The sequence below is a fragment of the Rhodanobacter sp. PCA2 genome (assembly GCF_013620825.1).
Taxonomy (GTDB): Bacteria; Pseudomonadota; Gammaproteobacteria; order Xanthomonadales; family Rhodanobacteraceae; genus Rhodanobacter_A.
This window is the reverse complement of the sequence record NZ_NJIC01000047.1, coordinates 15,910-33,309: the sequence shown is the minus strand read 5'-3', so window position 1 is coordinate 33,309 and position 17,400 is coordinate 15,910. Positions and strand designations below refer to the sequence as shown.

Here is a 17,400-nt window from a genome sequence, read left to right as displayed (position 1 = left end):
AGAGGGGCGCCACAGGCGGTGGCGGCTTGCGGCGGCCCCGAGTTGTAGCGGTGCCGCCGTGAATGCGGCGCATGCGCTTGCGCGCGGCGTGCGCCATCGGCAAGCTGCCGCGGCGGCGGATGCGGGGAGCAGGCGATGTTGTTGATGGCGATGCGGGTGCGCAGGCAGCGGGCGATCGTGCGCGCGTTCGAGCAGGCGGGCGCGGTCGTCCCGGAGCATGCGCGCAGTGCGGAACAGCTTGGCGTGCCCGTGGGCGCCGCGTGGCAGCAACTGGCCAGCCTCGCCGTACTGCGCAGTCCTGCGTCGAGGCGCTGGTTCCTGGACCGGGCCAACTGGCAGCGCCTGTGCCGGCGCCGGCTGGCGCTGGCGGCGGCCGGCGTGACCGGCCTGCTGCTGGTGCTGCTGTTCGCGTATTCGATGCGCTGGCGCTGAACCGCGCGCTCAGCCGGCCAGCTTCGCCTTGATGCGCACCGAGACTTGCGCCATGTCGGCGCGGCCGGCGGCCTTTTCCTTCACCGCGGCCATGACCTTGCCCATGTCGCGCGGCGAGCTGGCGCCGGTGTCGGCGATGGCGGAGGCAATCAGCGCGTCCAGCTCGGCCTCGTCCAGCTGGGCGGGCAGGTAGGTCTCGATGATGGCCATTTCGGCGCGCTCGACGTCGGCCAGGTCCTCGCGGCCGGCGCTGGCGTACTGGCTCACCGAGTCGCGGCGCTGCTTGAGCATCTTCTCCAGCACGGCCAGGGTCTGGGCGTCGTCCAGCTCGATGCGCTCGTCCACCTCGCGCTGCTTGATCGCCGCCAGCACCAGCCGGATCACGCCGAGGCGATGCTTGTCGCCGCCGCGCATGGCGGTCTTCATGTCCTCGGTGAGCTGCTGCTTGAGCGTCATGGCAAGGGTTCCGGGTGGGAGGAAGGCGATTTTACGGAAACGACAAGGCCGGCGTTGCCTCGGGGCAACACCGGCCAGTCGAATCCCGATGCGAGCGGCGGCTGCGAGCGACCGCGCCGACCGCGTTTCCAGGCATGCGCGGCGCAAGGGCGCCGCTGTCCGCCGACAAGCGGCGGAACCGGGAAACTCAGTACAGGCGGGTCTTGCGCGAGACGTCGCGCGACAGACGGCGCAGGTGACGCTTCACCGCGGCGGCACGCTTGCGCTTGCGCTCCTGGGTCGGCTTTTCGTAGAACTCGCGCTTGCGGGTCTCGGCCAGGATTCCGGCCTTTTCGCAGGTACGCTTGAAACGACGCAGTGCGATCTCGAACGGCTCGTTCTCGCGGACTTTGACGTTGGGCATGGATACTCCGAGTGTTAATCTGTCCCGCTTCCGGGACTGTTGAATACGCCGAGCCGCGAAGTATACCGTGTCCGACGACAGATTTTCAAAGGCGCAATCCGCGGCCGACGACCGCCTGCCCGCGACGGGCAAGCCCGTGCTGGGTATCGAGTCGTCCTGCGACGAGACCGGCGTGGCGATCCTGCGCTGGGAGCCGGCGGCGCCGGGGCGCGGGCTGCTGGCCCACACCCTTTATAGCCAGATCAAGCTGCACGCCGATTACGGCGGCGTGGTGCCCGAGCTGGCCAGCCGCGACCACGTGCGCAAGCTGCTGCCGCTGGTGCGCGAGGCGCTGGCCGAGGCTGGCCTGAAGCCCGCCGACCTGGGCGGCGTGGCCTATACCGCCGGCCCCGGCCTGGTCGGCGCCCTGCTGGTGGGGGCGGCGGCCGGCCGGGCGCTGGCCTGGGCGCTGGGCGTGCCGGCGGTCGGCGTGCACCACATGGAGGGCCACCTGCTGGCGCCCCTGCTGGAGGACGACCCGCCCCAGCCGCCGTTCGTGGCCCTGCTGGTGTCCGGGGGCCATTCGCTGCTGATCGAGGTGAGGGCGATCGGCGAGTACCGCATCCTCGGCGACACCCTGGACGATGCGGCCGGCGAGGCCTTCGACAAGACCGCCAAGCTGATGGGCCTGCCGTACCCCGGCGGCCCCGCGCTGGCCAGGCTGGCCGAGCAGGGCCGGCCCGGCGTGTTCCGCTTCTCGCGACCGATGACCGACCGCCCCGGGCTGGATTTCAGCTTCTCCGGGCTCAAGACCCAGGTGCTGCTGGCCTGGCAGCATTCGGACCAGGGCGAGCAGACCCGCGCCGACATCGCCCGCGCGTTCGAGGAGGCGATCGTCGACACCTTGCTGATCAAGTGCCGCCGCGCACTGGCAGCCACCGGCGCCCGCAGCCTGGTGATCGCCGGCGGCGTGGGCGCCAACCGCCGCCTGCGCGCGGAACTGGCCGCGGCGGGCGAAAAGGACGGCTTCCGCACCTATTTCCCGCGCCTGGAATTCTGCACCGACAACGGCGCGATGATCGCCCTGGCCGGCGCGATCCGCCTCGCCAGCGGCCAGCACCAGGGCGAGGCGGTCGAGGTGCGGCCGCGCTGGAACCTGGAAGACCTGCCGGCGGCTTGAGGCTCGCCGATGTCCGCGCCCTTCCCTGAACACGGGGAGGGCTGGAGTGGGGTGCCTTGGTCTTGCACGCCAGCTACGAAAGCGCCCCCTCCCAACCTCCCCCTGCATGCTGGGGGAGGAGAAAAATCACCACTGCGTGCGGTCGGGCAGCAGGCCCTTCAGTTCCGCGTCGGTGAGGTTGCGCCACTGGCCGGGTTTCAGGTGGCCGAGTTTCACGTTGACGACGCGCACGCGGCGCAGCTGGGTGACGCGGTAGCCGAACGCGGCCGCCATCAGGCGGATCTGCCGGTTCAGGCCTTGCGTGAGCACGATCGCGAAGCCGAACTTCGCGATGCGGCGCGTGCGGCAGGGTTGGGTCATCTGGCCGTGCACGCGCACGCCGCGCGCCATGCCGGCGAGGAATTCGTCGGTGACCGGCTTGTTCACCCCCACCAGGTATTCCTTCTCGTGGTGGTTCTCCGCGCGCAGGATCTCGTTGACGATGTCGCCGTTGCTGGTGAGCAGGATCAGCCCTTCCGAATCCTTGTCCAGCCGGCCGATCGGGAAGATGCGCTGCGCGTGGTCGACGAAATCCACGATGTTGCCGTCCACGGCGTGGTCGGTGGTGCAGGTGATGCCCACCGGCTTGTTCAGCGCGATGTAGACCGCCTTCTTCGCCGCCGGCGTGGCGGCGAGGATGCGCGCCTTGACGATGTCCCCGTCCACGCGCACCTCGTCGCCCTCCAGCGCCTTGGCGCCGGTGCCGACGACTTCGCCGTTGATCGTGACGCGCCCGGCCAGCAGCAGCTCGTCCGCCTCGCGGCGCGAGCACAGGCCGGCTTCGCTGATGTATTTGTTGACGCGCATGGGGTCAGGGCCGGGATTCGGGATTGGGGATACGGGATTGGGGCAGGCGCGTTCCCGCGAGCTTGCGGCTCGCGCGAATCCCGAATCCCGTATCCCGAATCCCGGCCCTCAAGACCGTAGCCCGACGCCGCGCTTCAGCAGTTGCAGGCCGAACGCGCTGAGCGCGACCACGAAGACCAGCATCACCACGAACGCCCAGCCCACGTGCACGTCGCTGACGCCCAGCACGCCGTAGCGGAACGCGTTGACCATGTACAGGATGGGGTTGATGCGCGAGATCGTCTGCCACGGCTCGCCCAGCATCTCGATCGAGTAGAACACGCCGCCGAGGTAGGTGAGCGGGGTGAGGATGAAGGTGGGCACCAGCGCGATGTCGTCGAACTTCTTCGCGTACACCGCGTTCACGAAGCCGGCCAGCGAGAAGATCACCGAGCCCAGCAGCACCGCGGCCAGGGTGATCAGCGGGTGCGCGATGTGCAGCGAGGTGAAGAACAGCGCGATCCCCAGCACCAGCATGCCCACCACGACGCCGCGCGCCACTGCGCCGGCCACGTAGCCGGTGAGGATCACCCAGTCCGGCATCGGCGACACCAGCATCTCCTCCACCGCGCGGCTGAATTTCGCGCCGAAGAACGAGCTGGAGATGTTGCCGTAGCTGTTCGTGATGATGCTCATCATCACCAGCCCCGGCGCCAGGTATTGCATGTAGCTGAAGCCGCCGTGCATGACGCCGATGCGGCTGCCGATCAGCTTGCCGAAGATCACGAAGTACAGCGTCATGGTGATCGCGGGCGGGATCAGCGTCTGCGTCCAGATGCGCAGGATGCGCACGATCTCCCGGCGCACCAGGGTGTTGAGGGCGACCAGGTTCGCGGCGGCGTTGCTCATGCGGCCTGCTCCTGCCCGTGGCGACCCTGTTCCACCAGCCGCACGAACAGCTCCTCCAGCCGGTTGGTCTTGTTGCGCATCGAGGTGACGGTGACGCCGTGCGCGGTCAGCGCCGCGAACAGCGAGTTGAGGTCGTGGGTGCGCGCCATCTCCGCTTCCAGCGTGCGCTCGTCCAGCCGGCGCAGCGCCACGCCGGGCAGCTGCGGCAGGCCGTCCGGCACCTGCGCCACGTCCAGCACGAAGGTCTCCACGTCGAGCTTGGCCAGCAGCTGCTTCATCGAGGTGTTCTCCACGATGGTGCCGTGGTCGATGATCGCGATGTTGCGGCACAGCTGCTCGGCTTCCTCCAGGTAGTGCGTGGTGAGGATCACCGTGGTGCCGGCCGCGTTGATGCCGCTGACGAACTGCCACATCGAGCGGCGGATCTCGATGTCCACGCCCGCGGTGGGCTCGTCGAGGATCAGCAGCCTGGGCTCGTTCATCATCGCGCGGGCGATCATCAGGCGCCGCTTCATGCCGCCGGAAAGCATGCGCGCCTGGTGCTGCGCCTTGTCCCACAGGCGCAGCTCCTTCAGGTATTTCTCCGCGCGCTCGGCGGCGATGCGCCGCGGGATGCCGTAGAAGCCGGCCTCGTTGACGCAGATGTCGAACGGCTTCTCGAACTGGTTGAAGTTGATCTCCTGCGGCACCAGGCCGATCAGCCGCATCGCCTCGTTGCGCTGCCGGTTCACCGAGACGCCGAACACCTGCGCATCGCCGCCGCTGGCGTTCACCAGCGAGGACAGGATGCCGATCAGGGTGGATTTGCCGGCGCCGTTGGGACCGAGCAGGGCGAAGAAGTCGCCGGGCTGCACGGTCAGCGAGACGCCCTTGAGGGCCTGCACGCCGTTGCCGTAGGTCTTGCGCAGATTGTCGACGACGAGCGCTGGAACGGAACTCATGGGCTGCACTGGAGGGGGCGAGCCTCTTATTATAGCGGGTCACCCCTCGCCGCCCGGTGTTCCCGGGCGCACGCACCGTTTCCCGGAACCCGTCCATGGCCGACCACTTCCAGCTCCGCCTCGTCGACAGCCGCATGCTGGCGCCCAGCGTGCGCCACCTCGCGTTCGAGCGCGTCGACGGCCAGCCGCTGGCCTTCGTGCCGGGGCAGTTCCTGCAGATCCACTTCCACTACGACGACGGCACGCCGACCAAGCGCAGCTATTCGGTGGCGACCGTGGGGGACGGCAATTCGCCGGTCACGCGGATCGAGCTGGCGGTGAGCTACGTGGACGGCGGCGCGGCCACCGGGCTGTTGGGCGGGCTGCCGATCGGCGGCGTGGTCGACGCCAGCGGCCCCTACGGCCGCTTCTGCCTGCAGGCCGGCGACGTGCACCCCCGCTACCTGCTGCTGGCCACCGGCACCGGCGTCACGCCGTACCGTGCGATGTTGCCGCAGATCGAGCAGGTACTGGCCAAAGGCGACCGCGAAGTGGTGCTGCTGTACGGCGCACGCAGCGAGACCGAGCTGCTCTACGGCGAGGAATTCGAGGCGTTCGCGCAAGCCCATTCCGGCTTCAGCTTCCACGGCTGCCTCAGCCGCCAGCCGCGCGTCGTGCCGCGCGCCAGCGACCGCAGCGGCCACGTGCAGACCGTGCTGGCCGAACTCACCCCCCACGCGGGCCGCGACATCGCCTACCTCTGCGGCAACCCCAACATGGTCGACGCGGCCTTCAATGCATTGAAGGAATTCGGGCTGCCGGTACCGCAGATCAGGCGCGAGAAGTACATCAGCTCGCGCTGAAATCGCTGCCTGAAGCGCGCCGCGGGGTCAATCGACCCGTTCCGCGATACGAAATCGAAGACCGCCGCACCTGTGATGCGCATCACATCCCGGCGGCCTGCAAACGCGCATCGTACCACCTGTCGACGCACGATGCGGCGGGTCCCCCAGCGGCCGCATCCTTCGTGGACGGTACGGGGGGCTTATGCGGGACTGGTATCGCAAGATGGCCGTTTTGTCCGTTGCGCTGGCGGTGTCCAGCGCATGGGCCGGCGAAGGAAGGATCGACATCGGCGGCGCCATCCTGGTGCCTACCTGTGCCGTGTCGCCTGCTGCTGCCCCGCTCACGGCGGACAGCGCTCCCTCTGCCCATGTTTTTGCCTGCGATGGCGCGCGTGCGCAGCGTGCGGTGGAGACCTCGGTCTACCGGCTCTCGGTGGTGCGCCTGGATGGCACGGCGATCGCCGGGTCTTCCTTGCTGAAGTACTTCGCCGGCTATCGCGCCGCCGCGCATGCCGCCGATGTGCCTTTGGTGACGCGGGTCTACGAATAGGCGTCCATGCGCCTGATCGCCCTTGCCCGGATGCGGCGCTTGAACCGACCTGCCAACGGCGCTTCCGCGCAGGGGCGGTGCCGCGCTACTGGTAATTGATCGTGTAGGTGGCGGTGCCCTGCACCGGGCCGGCGCCTGCGGTCGTTCCCGTCTGGTAGTAGCGGGCATACAGGTTGATGGCGTAGTTGCTGGCCGAGGTGGTGCCGGTGTTGATGGCGGTGCCGAAAGCGACCGGCGTGTTGCCGTCGGCCTTTAGGACCTGCACGCCGATGCCGGCGGCATTGCCTGCCGTGGGCGCGATCACGCCGGTGGCGCCGGCTTGCGGATTGGCGGTGTCGAGGGTGATGAAGACGCCGAGCCTGGCCGGGCAGTTGGTCAATTGCAGGCTGAACGGGGTCGTGCCCGCCGTCGTGCCCTGCCCGGAAAGCTGGCTGGTCGTGATGGACGGCAGGGTGACGGTCTTGTTCACCGAACCCGGGTCGATGGTGCAGGTGGGAACCTGGATGACGATGTTGGCGCTGATGTTGAAGGTTTCCACGGGCTGCGGCGACACGCTGCCGTTGCACCCGTAGTACGTGTATCCGAAATACGGGTCGCCGTAGATGATCGGGTTGTTGCAGATGTTGATCTTCCACTGCGACAGCTGCCCGGCCAGGACGCTGTTGTTCGGCGGCAGGTACGGCCCGGTATAGACCAGCTGCAGGTTGGACGCGACGCTGAAGGAGCCGGTGCCGGTGGGAAAGTTGGGGTACAAGGCCAGCAGCGAGCTGGTATTGGGGTGCAGCAGGCGATAGGAAATGCCCGGGATGCCGGTGGGGATCAGCGTGTTGTCGCCGTTGACCGGGGTCGATGCGGCGATCGTGTTGACGATGCCGCCAGGGGTGTTGCCGTTGCATGCCAGTACTGGCGGATTCGCGGGGCTGGCCGCATTCGACGTCCACAGCACGGTGTTGACCTGCGTGCCGGGCGTCAGCGTGATGGTGCCGGCATTGAAGGTGACCGTGGTTGCGGCGCCGCTGGCGTACCCGCAATCCGCCCGGGCGATGCGCGGTGCGATCGCCATGCCAGCAAGCAGCAGGCATCCGCAGACCATGCCGAACAGGCGTGATGCCCGGCGCGTGGCCGGAGCGGTGCGGGTCGATGCCGATGGGATGCTCAGGCGCATGTCATGCCTCGTGGATCGTGGCGCAGGCAAGGGGAGTCGTCACGGTGCGTCCCCGCCATGCGTCGTGATGGCCTGCCCGTCTGCGATGCAGGTCAGGTCGATGGCGGTCAGGTCCTGTCCGGACCGCTTGGCGGCGGGAACCGCGTACGCGAACGAACACGACTGCCCGGCGCCCTGCGGATCCTGCCACTGCGCGCCGAGCTTGCCCGATTGGCTGGTCACCCGCAGCAGGGTCAGTCCGCCCTGGCCCACGACACCGACCCCCTGGCTCTTGGCATCCAGCACCTCGGTGCCGAAGGGCAGCGGTTCGCCGTTCGCCGTGTGGATGCGGGCGACCAGCGCGCGGCCGTAATGGCTCTGGAAATTCACCCGCACCACCGCGCCGGCGTAGGGCGCGACGTTGGCGCTGGTGGCATCCAGCTGCACGCCCAGCGGCATGCCCTGCGGGTCGATCTGGACGGTGTCCAGCTGGTAGGGCATGAGGTAGGGCATCAGCGCGTAACCGGCGTGATCCACGCGGATGCCCGGCGTGCCGAGGATGCGCGCACCGGCCGCACCGGGTGCGTGCACGATGGCGATGGTGTCGCCGGTCGGCTGGCCGAACGTGATGCCGCCGGCATGGGCGACCACCGCGCCGCTGGCGCCGACCGATGCCTGCGAATAGCCGCTGCCGCTGCCGATGCTGGCGTTGAATACGGCGTACGGGCTGTTGTAGCCGCCGTTCACGCTGTAGGCGCTGCCGGTGCCGGCGTCGCTGTGCGAGGCGGTGGCGCCGTAGGTGAACTCGTTCGACTGGCCCAGCGAGCCGGCGAGCATGGCCTGCTCCTGCGTGCCGTTGCCGTTGCCGCTGCCGTGGTTGAGATTGAACGAGAGGCTGGGCGCGTGCGGGGTATCGCCCAGCGGCAGGCTGGCATTGAAGGTGACCTGGTTGTCGTAGCCGCCCAGCTCGGTGCGCCCGCGGCTGACGGATACGCCATAGGCAAGGCGCTTGAAGTGGTTGTTGTAACCCACCTGGAACTGCGTGTCGCTGCCGCTGCGGTTCCAGTAGTTGTTGATCGATGCATTGGCGTACAGCGAGCCGCCGCGCCCCAGTTGCTGGCTGAGCGTCAGGGTGAAACGGTTGCGCTGCTGCAGCAGGCCGGTGGCGCTGTACAGGTTGTGGCCGTTGTAGGCGGTGCCGCCCAGCGCCGCGAGCTGGGCCGGCGTGAGCAGGTTGTGCGCCGCCACGCCGTCGATGGTCAGTGGATTGGACAGCTGGTACTGCAGGGCATTCATGCCGCGGCTGGCGTAGCTGCGCGCCGCTTCGGCATCGGTCAGGCTGAGGAAGCCGCTGGTGGAATAGCGGTCGGCGGCCACGCTGAGCGAGGTGTTGGTTTCCGGAATGATCTTGCTGTAGGTGATGCGGAAGCTCTGGCCGTTGTAGTTGCCGTAGCGCGGGATGCTGGCATGCGCCTGGGTCACGTCCAGCGCCAGCGCGCCGAAGCGCGTGTTGAATGCGCCGCCGACCAGCACCGCGGCATAGCCTTCCGAACCCTGCACGCCGGCGTAGCCGGTGAGACGGTTGTTGAAGCCGTGCTGCACCGCGCCCTGGATCACGTTGGGCCGATCCTGCAGGTTGGCATTGCGCAACTGGCCGGCGGCGATGTCGAAACGGGTGACGCCGGGCCGCATCAGTTGCGCCACCGAGGCATAGGGCACGGTGAAGCTGTGCTGGCGGCCGTCGGCTTCCGTCACGTTCACCACCAGGTTGCCGCCGTAGCCGGTGGGGTAGAGATCGTTGATCACGAACGGGCCGGGCGCGACGGTGGTCTGGTAGATCTGCACGCCGTTCTGGGTCACGGTGACCTTGGCGTTGGTGTAGGCCACGCCGTGCACCACGGGCGCGTAACCCTGCATGGACTGCGGCAGCATGCGGTTGTCGGTGGCCAGCTGCACGCCGCGCAGGCCGTAGCTGTCGAACACGGCGCCGTCGGTGTAGCTGTCGCCCAGGCTCAGTTCGGCGCCCAGGCCGGGCAGCGCGCGCTGCACGTAGGCATCGATGTTGTGCCAGTGGCGCTGGGTCGGCTGGCGGCTGCCGGACTGCAGCGTGAAGGTGCTGTCCTGCCGGAATTGCCAGAGGCCGATGTTGAGGCCCGAGCGCAGGCCCAGGTAGGTGCTGGTCTGGTCCCGGCCGCCGCTGCTGGCGCGGTAGCTGTTGAAGTTGTAGTTGAGCAGGAAGGCCGGCACGCCCGCGTCCCACGACGCCGGGTTCACCCAGCCGCGCGGCTGCTGGTTCATGTAGGCCTGCGGCACGCTGGCGTCCAGGCGCAGGTCGGACATGTCGAAGGACATCGTCGCGCCGGGAATCAGGTCGCCCAGGCCCACGCAATCCGGCGACGCCAGTTTCGCCGCCGCCGCGGCATCGGCCTTGGCCGGCGCCAAGCCCATGCGGTCGAGCATCGCGGCGCTGACGCAGGGCACGGCATTGGCATCCTGGGACGGCGAGACAAAGCGCACGTCCATGCGGCCGACCCAGTTCCGGTTGAGGTAGACGTCGAGGTTGTAGGCGCCGGGCAGCACGAGGTTGCCGCGCTCGAAGCGCGAGAGGTCGGCGGTGTCGTGCCCGGCGCCGGCCAGCATGCTGCGATCGAAATTCGCCAGGCCGCCCTCGGGGGCATTGGCGGGCGCGGCAGCGGCGGCCAGCGCCAGTTGCGGCCAGCCCGCGGCAACGGCCAGCGCCATGCCGCAGGCCATCGCGAGCGCCGAAGGGCGCCCGAGCGGATGGCAAAACATGGCGCGCCGGGATATCACGGTGCCACGACGCCCTTGTGGGTGTCGGCCGCGCCGTAGTCGTTGATGGTGACGAAGGTGATGGCCGCGCCGGCAGCCGGCGCCTTCGCCAGGCCCTTCAGCGGCAGGTGCAGCTCGCCGAGCGGCGCCACCATGCCGTCGACGCCGTCGAGCGGCTTGCCGTCGGCGGCGAACGAGATCGAGCCGATCGTGACGTAGTACGGCGTGGGGTTGCGTACATCCAGCGTCGTGCCGTGCAGCGCGAAGACCAGGTGGTCGGGCGCCTTCGTCGGGTCGCCCGGCAGGTTGGCCGGACGATAGAACAGCTTCAGCCGCGACCGTATCGCGAACTGCAGGTAATTGCGGCCGGCGGACTGCGGGTCGTTGGGCTTGGGCGGAACCTCCAGCACGTTCAGCCAGAACACCGACTCGCGGTCGGTCGGCAGCGGCTGGGAGCCTGCGGTGTAGATGATCCGCAGGTTCTGGTCCTTGAGCGGTTCCATGCGGAACAGCGGGGGCGTGATCAGGAACGGCGCGCTGGCATTGTCCGGCGTCGACTCGGGGTTGCCCCTGTCGATCCACGCCTCGACCAGCGCAGGGTGGTCGCCCTTGTTGGACAGGCGCACGGTGACTTCGCCCGGCTGGGCGGGAAACACCACGCGGGTGTTGCCGATGACGACATTGGCATGGGCAGCCGCCGTGCACAGGCACAGGGTGGCCATCACTGCGCAGGCAGTGCCTATCAGACGTCTCATGGGGTGCTCCGGCGCGAAGGGGGATGCGGCCCCGCCGCGCGCCGATCGCGCGCGGCGGGCCGCAGGGGGACTTACTGGTAGTTGATGACGTAGTTCACGTTCGTCGACACGAGACCCGCACCCACCGTTGCGGAGGTCGAGTAGTACTGCGCCGTATAGCTCAGCGTCGCGGTGCTGCCGGTCAGCGGGGCCGAATCGGTAGCGGTCGCGTTGTCGCCAAGCTGGGGAGCGGCGGTGGTGATCGTCACCGGGTTGCCGGTGCTGTCCAGCAGCTGCACGTCCACGCCCGTGGCGTAGGTCGCGCCGGTGGCGTTCAGCAGCGTGCCAAAGTTCGTGGTCGTGTCGGCGTTGGTGGCGGAGTAGAACTGCGCGCCGACCTTGACGCTGGCCGGGGTCGTCGGGCAGCCGCTCAGGCTCAGGGTGAAGGGCGTTGCGCCTGCCTTGCTGCCGATGGCCGTGAAGGCGGACGCCGCAACGTCCGGCAGGGTGACGCTACCGGAGTTGGAGCCGCTGCCGTTGACGTTGATGCTGCAGGTGCTGTTCAGCACCTTGCCGCTGAAGAGGATCTGGTTGGTGGCCGCGCTGGCGGCCTGCGGGGCGAGAGCTGCAATGCCGAAGCCGGCGATCAGCGCAGCGGGGAGCAAGATCTTGTGCATGGGTGTTTCCTGTTCAAGTGTCGGTTTGCGAACTGTTTCGACGCGCTGGTGGACAAAGGTGGTTTCCTGGCGCCTGCCACCCTGACGACAGCCGCGCGTGGCTGGTCGCCGGGTCAAAAGCAAAAGCGGTGCCAAAGCGTGATCACGGTCACGATTCACGCCATTTGCCATTGGCCGGGCCCTTCACGGCCAATGCGGTGGATGTCATTTCCGTGCCAAGTCCGCGACTGACGGATTACGGCACTCGAAAATGAGGTTTGCGTCACACAAGAGCAACGATTCGGGCGCCCATGCGTGCCCAAACGAGGCCGCTTCCAGGCCATGAGCTCCCTTTTGTAAAGCACGCTTGACATCCTGCCGGAGCGAAACTAGGCTGCACCTGTAAAGCTTGCTTTACATGCATTGAAGGGTGTCATGCGCAAGATTTCACGATCCCGTCGGCTTGCCGGTCGTTCGCCACAGGCGTGGGCAGCGCTCGCCGTTGCGGCATTTCGCGATGCGTGGCCAGCCCGGGAAATTCCGGGCGGCGCCGACCGGTTTCCGCGACCCGCCTCGAGGCCGCTGCCATGCCGCGGATGAACAACAGGCGCTACGAGCAACAGGTGATGCTGGCGATGGCGACCTACATGGTCGTGCTGTTCGCGGTGGATCCGCTGCTGCACGCCACCCGCAGCCTGCCGTTGAAGACCCTGCTGGCGCTGGTGCCGGTGGCGCCGGTGCTCTACGCGATCGCGCTGATGTGGCGGCGCATCCGCGACAGCGACGAGCTGGAGCAGCGCACGAACCTGGTGGCGCTGGGCGTGGCGACGGCGCTGGTGTCCGCGCTCAGCCTGGTGGGCGGTTTCCTGTCCGCCGGGGGCGTGCTGCGGCTGGGCGGCGAGGTGCTGATCTGGGTGTTTCCGGTGCTGATGCTGGGTTACGGCGTCGCATACCGGGTGGTGGCCCGCCGCTACGGCGTGGATTCGGTATGCGCCGAGGACGGCAGCCCGTGGCTGCCGTGGTACTTCGCGGGCACCGGCGCGGCGATGCTGGCGTTCGCGCTGTACCTGTGGGGGCGTCACGGCGTGGGTGCGGCGGCGACGCTGGGCGCCGCGGCGGTCTTCTTCGTGGCGTTGGCGGTATGGGTGTCGCGGCGGCGCGCGCGGGCGCGTCGCCAGACGCTGGACGAGCGGCGATGAGCGGCTGGCACGCATGGCAGGAGCGCGCGGCCGACGCATTGCGCCGGGTGGCGCTGCACGGACAACTGCAGGCAGGCGCCGGCGCCGGCGCTGGCGCGCGGCTGAGCGACCCCGGACTGGTCTGGTCGCTGCTGTGGTACTTCGCCGCGCTGCTGGCCTCCGCGGTGTCGATGGGCCAGGTGGCGTCGCCGCTGGGGCGGGTGCTGCTGGCGCTGCTGCCGCTGCCGCCGCTGCTGCTGATCGTGGGGCTCTCCGTGCGGCGCGTGCTGGGCATGGACGAACTGCAGCGGCGCATCGAACTGGTGGCGCTGGCGATCGTGGCGGCGATCACCTGGCTGGGCTTCGGCGTCGGCTGGATGCTGCGGCACGCGGGCGTTTCCGGGGCGACGCCGCTGCTGGGCTTCTGGGGCATGCCGTTGCTGTACCTGTTCGCGCGGCGCTGGGCGAGCCGGCGTTACGCATGAACAACCACGTGCGCGAACTGCGCGGCGAACAGGGCTGGTCGCAGGCGGATCTCGCCGAGCGGCTGGACGTGTCGCGGCAGACGATCAACGCGATCGAGACCGGCAAGTACGACCCCAGCCTGCCGCTGGCTTTCAAGATCGCAAAACTGTTTGCACGTCCGATCGAGGCGATCTTCGAGCCGGGCGAATGACTGCTAGGGAGAGGACATGAAATCGAGTGGACGCAATGCCTTGCGCATCGTCGTCGTGGCGGCCGGGCTGGGCTTCCTGGCGTGGCACCAGTGGCGCCCGCAGCACGCGCCGGCAGGGGCGGAGGCGCCTGCCGCCGCCAGCGCCGACGCCGGGAAGCGGGTCGCTCCCGAGGTGAAGCCCGCGCCGCCGCGCACCTGGAAGCTGGGCTCGCTCACGCTGACCGCCTGCAACCTGGGCCAGCCGAACAGCGGCCTGAGCACGGCGGCGTGGTGCGGCGCGCTGGCGGTGCCGGAGAACCGCGCCGATCCCGCGGGCCGGAAGATCACGCTGAAGCTTGCGGTGCTGCGTTCCAGCGCCCAGGTCGCGAACCGCGACATGCTGGTCTACCTCGCCGGCGGCCCGGGCCAGGCGGCCACCGATTACGCCGGGCCGATCGCCGCGATGCTGGAGCCGCTGCGCGCGCACCGGGACATCCTGCTGCTGGACCAGCGCGGCACCGGCGGCTCCAACGCGCTGGCATGCAAGAACGACGACCAGGGCGACGCGGCCGACGACAGCGGCTACGACCCCGCCAAGCTGCGCGCCGCGGCCGCGGCCTGCCTGAAGCAGGTGGCCACGCATGCCGATCCGCGCTACTACACCACCACCGACGCGGTGCAGGACCTGGAAGACGTGCGCCGCGCGCTGGACGTGCCCGAGTTCGACCTGGTCGGCGTCTCCTACGGCACGCGGGTGGCGCAGCAATACCTCGGCCGCCATCCCGATGCGGTGCGCAGCGTGGTGCTGGACAGCGCGGTGCCGAACAGCGCGGTGCTGGGCGAGGACTTCGCGCAGAACCTGGACGATGCGCTGAAGGCGCAGTTCGCGCGCTGCGACGCCGACGCCGCCTGCCGGCAGCGCTTCGGCCATCCGTTCCAGACCCTGGTGCAACTGCGCGACGCGCTGCGGGCGAATCCGCATCCGGTGAGCTTCCGCGATCCGGAGAGCTACCAGACCGTGCAGCGCGTGCTGAACGAGGACTCGCTGGTCGGCGTGGTGCGCATGTTCGCCTACACGCCGCCCACCGCCGCGCTGCTGCCGCTGTCGATCGACGCCGCCGCGCACGGCGACGTGGGCCCGCTGCTCGGCCAGGCCAAGCTGCTCACCGTGGACATGGCCGACCTTGCCGGCAGCGGCATGTCGTACTCGGTGATCTGCAGCGAGGACGCCGACCTGCTCACCGCCCGCCCGCAGGACGCGGACACCTTGCTCGGCACCCACATGATCGATGCCTACAAGGCGATCTGCGCGGCGTGGCCCAGGGGCGCGCGGCCGGCGGATTTCCACCAGCCGCTGCAGTCCGCCAAGCCCGTGTTGCTGCTGGCCGGCCAGTACGACCCGGTGACGCCGCCGCGCTACGCGGAGGAGATCGCCGGCCATCTGCCGAACGCGCGCGTGCTGCTGTTCAAGGGCCAGGGCCACAGCGTGCTCGCCACCGGCTGCGGCCCGCGCCTGGTGCAGCGTTTCGTCGAGCACCTGGACCCCAAGGCGCTGGATGCCAGCTGCCTGGACCGGCTGCAACCCACGCCGTTCTTCATCGACTTCAACGGAGCCACGCCATGAAAAAGTTCTCCGTGCCGGCCAGCGCCGTGCTGCTGGCCGCGGCCTTCGTCGCCGCCGCCGTGCTGGATGCGCCGCAGGTCGTCAGCCAGGTGCTGCTGCCCCTGCTGGTGGTGTTTTCCGTGACCGGCCGCAGGCGCTTCAACTGTTTCCAGCGGGGTGGCCAGCCGTGATCGAAGTCAGGGATCTGCACAAGGCATTCGGCGCGGTGAAGGCCGTGGACGGCGTCGGCTTCACCGCCCGCGACGGCGAGATCACCGGCCTGCTCGGCCCCAACGGCGCCGGCAAGACCACCACGCTGCGCATGCTCTACACGCTGATGACGCCGGACCGCGGCCAGGTGCTGGTGGACGGCATCGACGCGGTCGCCGATCCGCTGGCGGTGCGCCGCCGGCTGGGCGTGCTGCCGGATGCGCGCGGCCTGTACAAGCGGCTCACCGCACGCGAGAACATCGAGTACTTCGCGCGCCTCCAGGGCCTGGACGAAGCCACGCTGCGCACGCGGCACGAGGCGCTGGTCGACGCGCTGGAGATGCGCGACATCCTCGACCGCCGCACCGAAGGCTTCTCGCAAGGCCAGCGGGTGAAGACCGCGATCGCCCGCGCGCTGATCCACGATCCGCGCAACGTGATCCTGGACGAACCCACCAATGGCCTGGACGTGATGGCCACGCGCGGCCTGCGCCGCTTCATGCAGCAGTTGAAGGGCGAGGGCCGCTGCGTGCTGTTCTCCAGCCACATCATGCAGGAGGTGGCGGCGCTGTGCGATCGCATCGTGGTGATCGCGCACGGCCGCGTGGTGGCCGACGAGACGCCGGACGCGCTGCGTGCGCAGACCGGGGAAACCAACCTTGAGGACGCCTTCGTGAAGATCATCGGAACCGACGAGGGCCTGGCCGCATGAACGCCACCGTTTCCAGGGTGCGCCATGCCGGCGCCGTGCTCACCGTATTCCTCAAGGAGGTGCGCGAGAACCTGCGCGACCGCCGCACGCTGATGAGCGCCTTCCTCACCGGCCCGCTGCTGGGGCCGGTGCTGTTCGTGATGCTGGTGAACGTGCAGGTGAACCGCGAGCTGGACAAGGCCGACAAGCCGCTGCACGTGCCGGTGATCGGGGCGCAGTACGCGCCCAACCTCGTCGATGCGCTGAAGCAGGGCGGCATCGTGCCGGACGCGGCGGTGGCCGATCCCGGCGCCGCCGTGCACAAGCAGGATGCCGACGTGGTGCTGCGCATCGCCGCCGACTACGCCAAGGCCTGGCGCCGCGGCGAGCCGGTGCAGGTGGAGCTGTTCTACGACTCCTCGCGCCAGGACACGCGCAGCGCGGTGGAACGGGTGAGCCAGCTGGTGGAAACCTATGCCCGCCAGCAGGGCGCGATGCGGCTGGTGGCGCGCGGCCTGTCGCCCGGCACGGCGTGGCCGGTGCAGGTGGCCCGGCGCGACCAGGCCACGCCGCAGTCGCGCGCGGTGCTGCTGTTCGCGATGCTGCCGTACTTCTTCGTGATCACGCTGTTCCTGGGCGGCATGTACCTGGCGATCGACCTCACCGCGGGCGAGCGCGAGCGGCAGTCGCTGGAGCCGCTGTTCGCGAACCCGGTGGCGCGCTGGAAGATCCTGCTCGGCAAGCTCGCGGCGATCTGCACGTTCTCGCTGGCCAGCCTCGCGATCACCCTGCTGGCGTTCGCGGTGGTGGGGCGGCTGATTCCCGCCGCGAAGCTGGGCATGGAGCTCGACCTCGGCTGGCATTTCGCCGGCACCGTGCTGCTGCTGATGCTGCCGCTGGTGATGCTGCTGGCGGTGCTGCAGACCATGGTGGCCGCGTTCGCCAAGAGCTACCGCGAGGCGCAGACCTACATCTCGCTGCTGATGATGGTGCCGCTGATCCCCAGCGCGCTGCTGGCCTTCCTGCCGATCAAGGCGCAGGCGTGGATGTACGCGGTGCCGCTGCTGGGCCAGAACCTCGGCATCATGCAGCAGTTGCGCGGCGACGGCGTGAGCGGCGAACAGCTGCTGCTGTGCCTGGGCGGCACGCTGGCGGCGGCGCTGGTCGCGGCGCTCGTCACCGCGCAGCTGTACCGCTCGGAGAAGCTGGCGATCTCGGGCTGAGCGCGCTTCGGCGCGGG

Annotated in this window: 20 protein-coding genes; 11 read left to right on the top strand and 9 right to left on the bottom strand. The window is 69.1% G+C overall.

All coding sequences use genetic code 11. The features are described 5' to 3' along the window. The first annotated feature begins 135 nt into the window (after positions 1-135). Positions 136-432 (top strand): hypothetical protein, encoded by a 297-nt coding sequence (locus PCA_RS14495; protein ID WP_181303331.1) that lies wholly within the window; start codon positions 136-138, stop codon positions 430-432. Positions 433-441: 9 nt separating this feature from the next. Here PCA_RS14495 and PCA_RS14490 read toward each other — a convergent pair whose 3' ends face one another. Both PCA_RS14490 and rpsU read right to left on the bottom strand, forming a co-directional pair. Continuing rightward, positions 442-888: a GatB/YqeY domain-containing protein gene (locus PCA_RS14490; RefSeq protein ID WP_181303330.1), complete on the bottom strand. Its 447-nt coding sequence runs from the start codon at positions 886-888 to the stop codon at positions 442-444. A gap of 187 nt (positions 889-1,075) precedes the next feature. Continuing rightward, positions 1,076-1,291 carry a 30S ribosomal protein S21 gene (gene rpsU, locus PCA_RS14485; RefSeq protein ID WP_181303329.1) on the bottom strand — a complete coding sequence of 72 codons (216 nt, stop codon included), beginning with the start codon at positions 1,289-1,291 and terminating at the stop codon, positions 1,076-1,078. Between the two features lie 136 nt (positions 1,292-1,427). Here rpsU and tsaD point away from each other — a divergent pair, with 136 nt between their 5' ends. Then, positions 1,428-2,450 carry a tRNA (adenosine(37)-N6)-threonylcarbamoyltransferase complex transferase subunit TsaD gene (gene tsaD / locus PCA_RS14480; RefSeq protein ID WP_181303438.1) on the top strand — a complete coding sequence of 341 codons (1,023 nt, stop codon included), beginning with the start codon at positions 1,428-1,430 and terminating at the stop codon, positions 2,448-2,450. A 126-nt stretch (positions 2,451-2,576) separates the two neighbouring features. Here tsaD and PCA_RS14475 read toward each other — a convergent pair whose 3' ends face one another. From PCA_RS14475 to PCA_RS14465, 3 genes are all read right to left on the bottom strand, one after another. Further along, complete coding sequence (locus tag PCA_RS14475) at positions 2,577-3,296, bottom strand: pseudouridine synthase (protein ID WP_181303328.1); 720 nt, start codon at positions 3,294-3,296, stop codon at positions 2,577-2,579. 108 nt (positions 3,297-3,404) lie between these two features. Then, a complete protein-coding gene (locus PCA_RS14470; RefSeq protein ID WP_181303327.1) occupies positions 3,405-4,184 on the bottom strand; it encodes an ABC transporter permease in 780 nt (259 codons plus the stop codon). Then, positions 4,181-5,125 (bottom strand): ABC transporter ATP-binding protein, encoded by a 945-nt coding sequence (locus PCA_RS14465; RefSeq protein WP_181303326.1) that lies wholly within the window; start codon positions 5,123-5,125, stop codon positions 4,181-4,183. Before PCA_RS14465 ends, PCA_RS14470 begins: the two co-directional genes overlap by 4 nt. 95 nt (positions 5,126-5,220) lie before the next feature. On the opposite strand from PCA_RS14465, the gene PCA_RS14460 reads away from it, so the two are divergent. Beyond that, on the top strand, positions 5,221-5,967 hold the full coding sequence (locus tag PCA_RS14460) for an FAD-binding oxidoreductase (RefSeq protein ID WP_181303325.1): 747 nt from the start codon (positions 5,221-5,223) through the stop codon (positions 5,965-5,967). A gap of 184 nt (positions 5,968-6,151) precedes the next feature. Then, complete coding sequence (locus tag PCA_RS14455) at positions 6,152-6,499, top strand: hypothetical protein (protein ID WP_181303324.1); 348 nt, start codon at positions 6,152-6,154, stop codon at positions 6,497-6,499. A gap of 85 nt (positions 6,500-6,584) precedes the next feature. Here the strand turns inward: PCA_RS14455 and PCA_RS14450 are convergent, their stop codons facing one another. The 4 genes from PCA_RS14450 to PCA_RS14435 all read right to left on the bottom strand — a co-directional run bounded on the left by PCA_RS14450 (position 6,585) and on the right by PCA_RS14435 (position 11,844). Further along, a complete protein-coding gene (locus PCA_RS14450; RefSeq protein ID WP_181303323.1) occupies positions 6,585-7,664 on the bottom strand; it encodes a fimbrial protein in 1,080 nt (359 codons plus the stop codon). A gap of 39 nt (positions 7,665-7,703) precedes the next feature. Continuing rightward, positions 7,704-10,385 (bottom strand): fimbria/pilus outer membrane usher protein, encoded by a 2,682-nt coding sequence (locus PCA_RS14445; protein WP_255436888.1) that lies wholly within the window; start codon positions 10,383-10,385, stop codon positions 7,704-7,706. Between the two features lie 65 nt (positions 10,386-10,450). Then, the gene (locus tag PCA_RS14440; RefSeq protein ID WP_181303321.1) at positions 10,451-11,188 is read right to left on the bottom strand and encodes a molecular chaperone; all 738 of its coding nucleotides are present in this window, start codon (positions 11,186-11,188) and stop codon (positions 10,451-10,453) included. Positions 11,189-11,259: 71 nt separating this feature from the next. Beyond that, positions 11,260-11,844 carry a fimbrial protein gene (locus PCA_RS14435; RefSeq protein WP_181303320.1) on the bottom strand — a complete coding sequence of 195 codons (585 nt, stop codon included), beginning with the start codon at positions 11,842-11,844 and terminating at the stop codon, positions 11,260-11,262. Positions 11,845-12,419: 575 nt separating this feature from the next. On the opposite strand from PCA_RS14435, the gene PCA_RS14430 reads away from it, so the two are divergent. Genes PCA_RS14430 through PCA_RS14400 form a run of 7 tightly spaced genes read left to right on the top strand, consistent with a single transcriptional unit; the run spans position 12,420 to position 17,383 of the window. Next, positions 12,420-13,022 (top strand): hypothetical protein, encoded by a 603-nt coding sequence (locus tag PCA_RS14430; protein WP_181303319.1) that lies wholly within the window; start codon positions 12,420-12,422, stop codon positions 13,020-13,022. Further along, positions 13,019-13,486: a hypothetical protein gene (locus tag PCA_RS14425; RefSeq protein WP_181303318.1), complete on the top strand. Its 468-nt coding sequence runs from the start codon at positions 13,019-13,021 to the stop codon at positions 13,484-13,486. Before PCA_RS14430 ends, PCA_RS14425 begins: the two co-directional genes overlap by 4 nt. Continuing rightward, the gene (locus tag PCA_RS14420) at positions 13,483-13,677 is read left to right on the top strand and encodes a helix-turn-helix transcriptional regulator (protein WP_181303317.1); all 195 of its coding nucleotides are present in this window, start codon (positions 13,483-13,485) and stop codon (positions 13,675-13,677) included. Before PCA_RS14425 ends, PCA_RS14420 begins: the two co-directional genes overlap by 4 nt. Positions 13,678-13,693: 16 nt before the next feature. Continuing rightward, positions 13,694-15,280, top strand: a complete 1,587-nt coding sequence (locus PCA_RS14415; protein WP_181303316.1) for an alpha/beta hydrolase — start codon at positions 13,694-13,696, stop codon at positions 15,278-15,280. Next, positions 15,277-15,450, top strand: coding sequence for a hypothetical protein (locus PCA_RS14410; protein ID WP_181303315.1), 174 nt, complete (start codon positions 15,277-15,279; stop codon positions 15,448-15,450). Before PCA_RS14415 ends, PCA_RS14410 begins: the two co-directional genes overlap by 4 nt. Continuing rightward, positions 15,447-16,181 (top strand): ATP-binding cassette domain-containing protein, encoded by a 735-nt coding sequence (locus PCA_RS14405; RefSeq protein WP_181303314.1) that lies wholly within the window; start codon positions 15,447-15,449, stop codon positions 16,179-16,181. The genes PCA_RS14410 and PCA_RS14405 overlap by 4 nt, the downstream gene beginning before the upstream one ends. Next, complete coding sequence (locus PCA_RS14400) at positions 16,178-17,383, top strand: ABC transporter permease (RefSeq protein WP_181303313.1); 1,206 nt, start codon at positions 16,178-16,180, stop codon at positions 17,381-17,383. The genes PCA_RS14405 and PCA_RS14400 overlap by 4 nt, the downstream gene beginning before the upstream one ends. The last annotated feature ends 17 nt before the right edge of the window (positions 17,384-17,400 follow it).

Coding starts and splice junctions, on each gene's coding strand:
- PCA_RS14495 (WP_181303331.1), top strand. CDS start 136: ATGTTGTTGATGGCGATGCGGGTGCGCAGGCAGCGGGCGATCGTGCGC.
- PCA_RS14490 (WP_181303330.1), bottom strand. CDS start 888: ATGACGCTCAAGCAGCAGCTCACCGAGGACATGAAGACCGCCATGCGC.
- rpsU (WP_181303329.1), bottom strand. CDS start 1,291: ATGCCCAACGTCAAAGTCCGCGAGAACGAGCCGTTCGAGATCGCACTG.
- PCA_RS14475 (WP_181303328.1), bottom strand. CDS start 3,296: ATGCGCGTCAACAAATACATCAGCGAAGCCGGCCTGTGCTCGCGCCGC.
- PCA_RS14470 (WP_181303327.1), bottom strand. CDS start 4,184: ATGAGCAACGCCGCCGCGAACCTGGTCGCCCTCAACACCCTGGTGCGC.
- PCA_RS14465 (WP_181303326.1), bottom strand. CDS start 5,125: ATGAGTTCCGTTCCAGCGCTCGTCGTCGACAATCTGCGCAAGACCTAC.
- PCA_RS14460 (WP_181303325.1), top strand. CDS start 5,221: ATGGCCGACCACTTCCAGCTCCGCCTCGTCGACAGCCGCATGCTGGCG.
- PCA_RS14455 (WP_181303324.1), top strand. CDS start 6,152: ATGCGGGACTGGTATCGCAAGATGGCCGTTTTGTCCGTTGCGCTGGCG.
- PCA_RS14450 (WP_181303323.1), bottom strand. CDS start 7,664: ATGCGCCTGAGCATCCCATCGGCATCGACCCGCACCGCTCCGGCCACG.
- PCA_RS14445 (WP_255436888.1), bottom strand. CDS start 10,385: ATGGCGCTGGCCGTTGCCGCGGGCTGGCCGCAACTGGCGCTGGCCGCC.
- PCA_RS14440 (WP_181303321.1), bottom strand. CDS start 11,188: ATGAGACGTCTGATAGGCACTGCCTGCGCAGTGATGGCCACCCTGTGC.
- PCA_RS14435 (WP_181303320.1), bottom strand. CDS start 11,844: ATGCACAAGATCTTGCTCCCCGCTGCGCTGATCGCCGGCTTCGGCATT.
- PCA_RS14430 (WP_181303319.1), top strand. CDS start 12,420: ATGAACAACAGGCGCTACGAGCAACAGGTGATGCTGGCGATGGCGACC.
- PCA_RS14425 (WP_181303318.1), top strand. CDS start 13,019: ATGAGCGGCTGGCACGCATGGCAGGAGCGCGCGGCCGACGCATTGCGC.
- PCA_RS14420 (WP_181303317.1), top strand. CDS start 13,483: ATGAACAACCACGTGCGCGAACTGCGCGGCGAACAGGGCTGGTCGCAG.
- PCA_RS14415 (WP_181303316.1), top strand. CDS start 13,694: ATGAAATCGAGTGGACGCAATGCCTTGCGCATCGTCGTCGTGGCGGCC.
- PCA_RS14410 (WP_181303315.1), top strand. CDS start 15,277: ATGAAAAAGTTCTCCGTGCCGGCCAGCGCCGTGCTGCTGGCCGCGGCC.
- PCA_RS14400 (WP_181303313.1), top strand. CDS start 16,178: ATGAACGCCACCGTTTCCAGGGTGCGCCATGCCGGCGCCGTGCTCACC.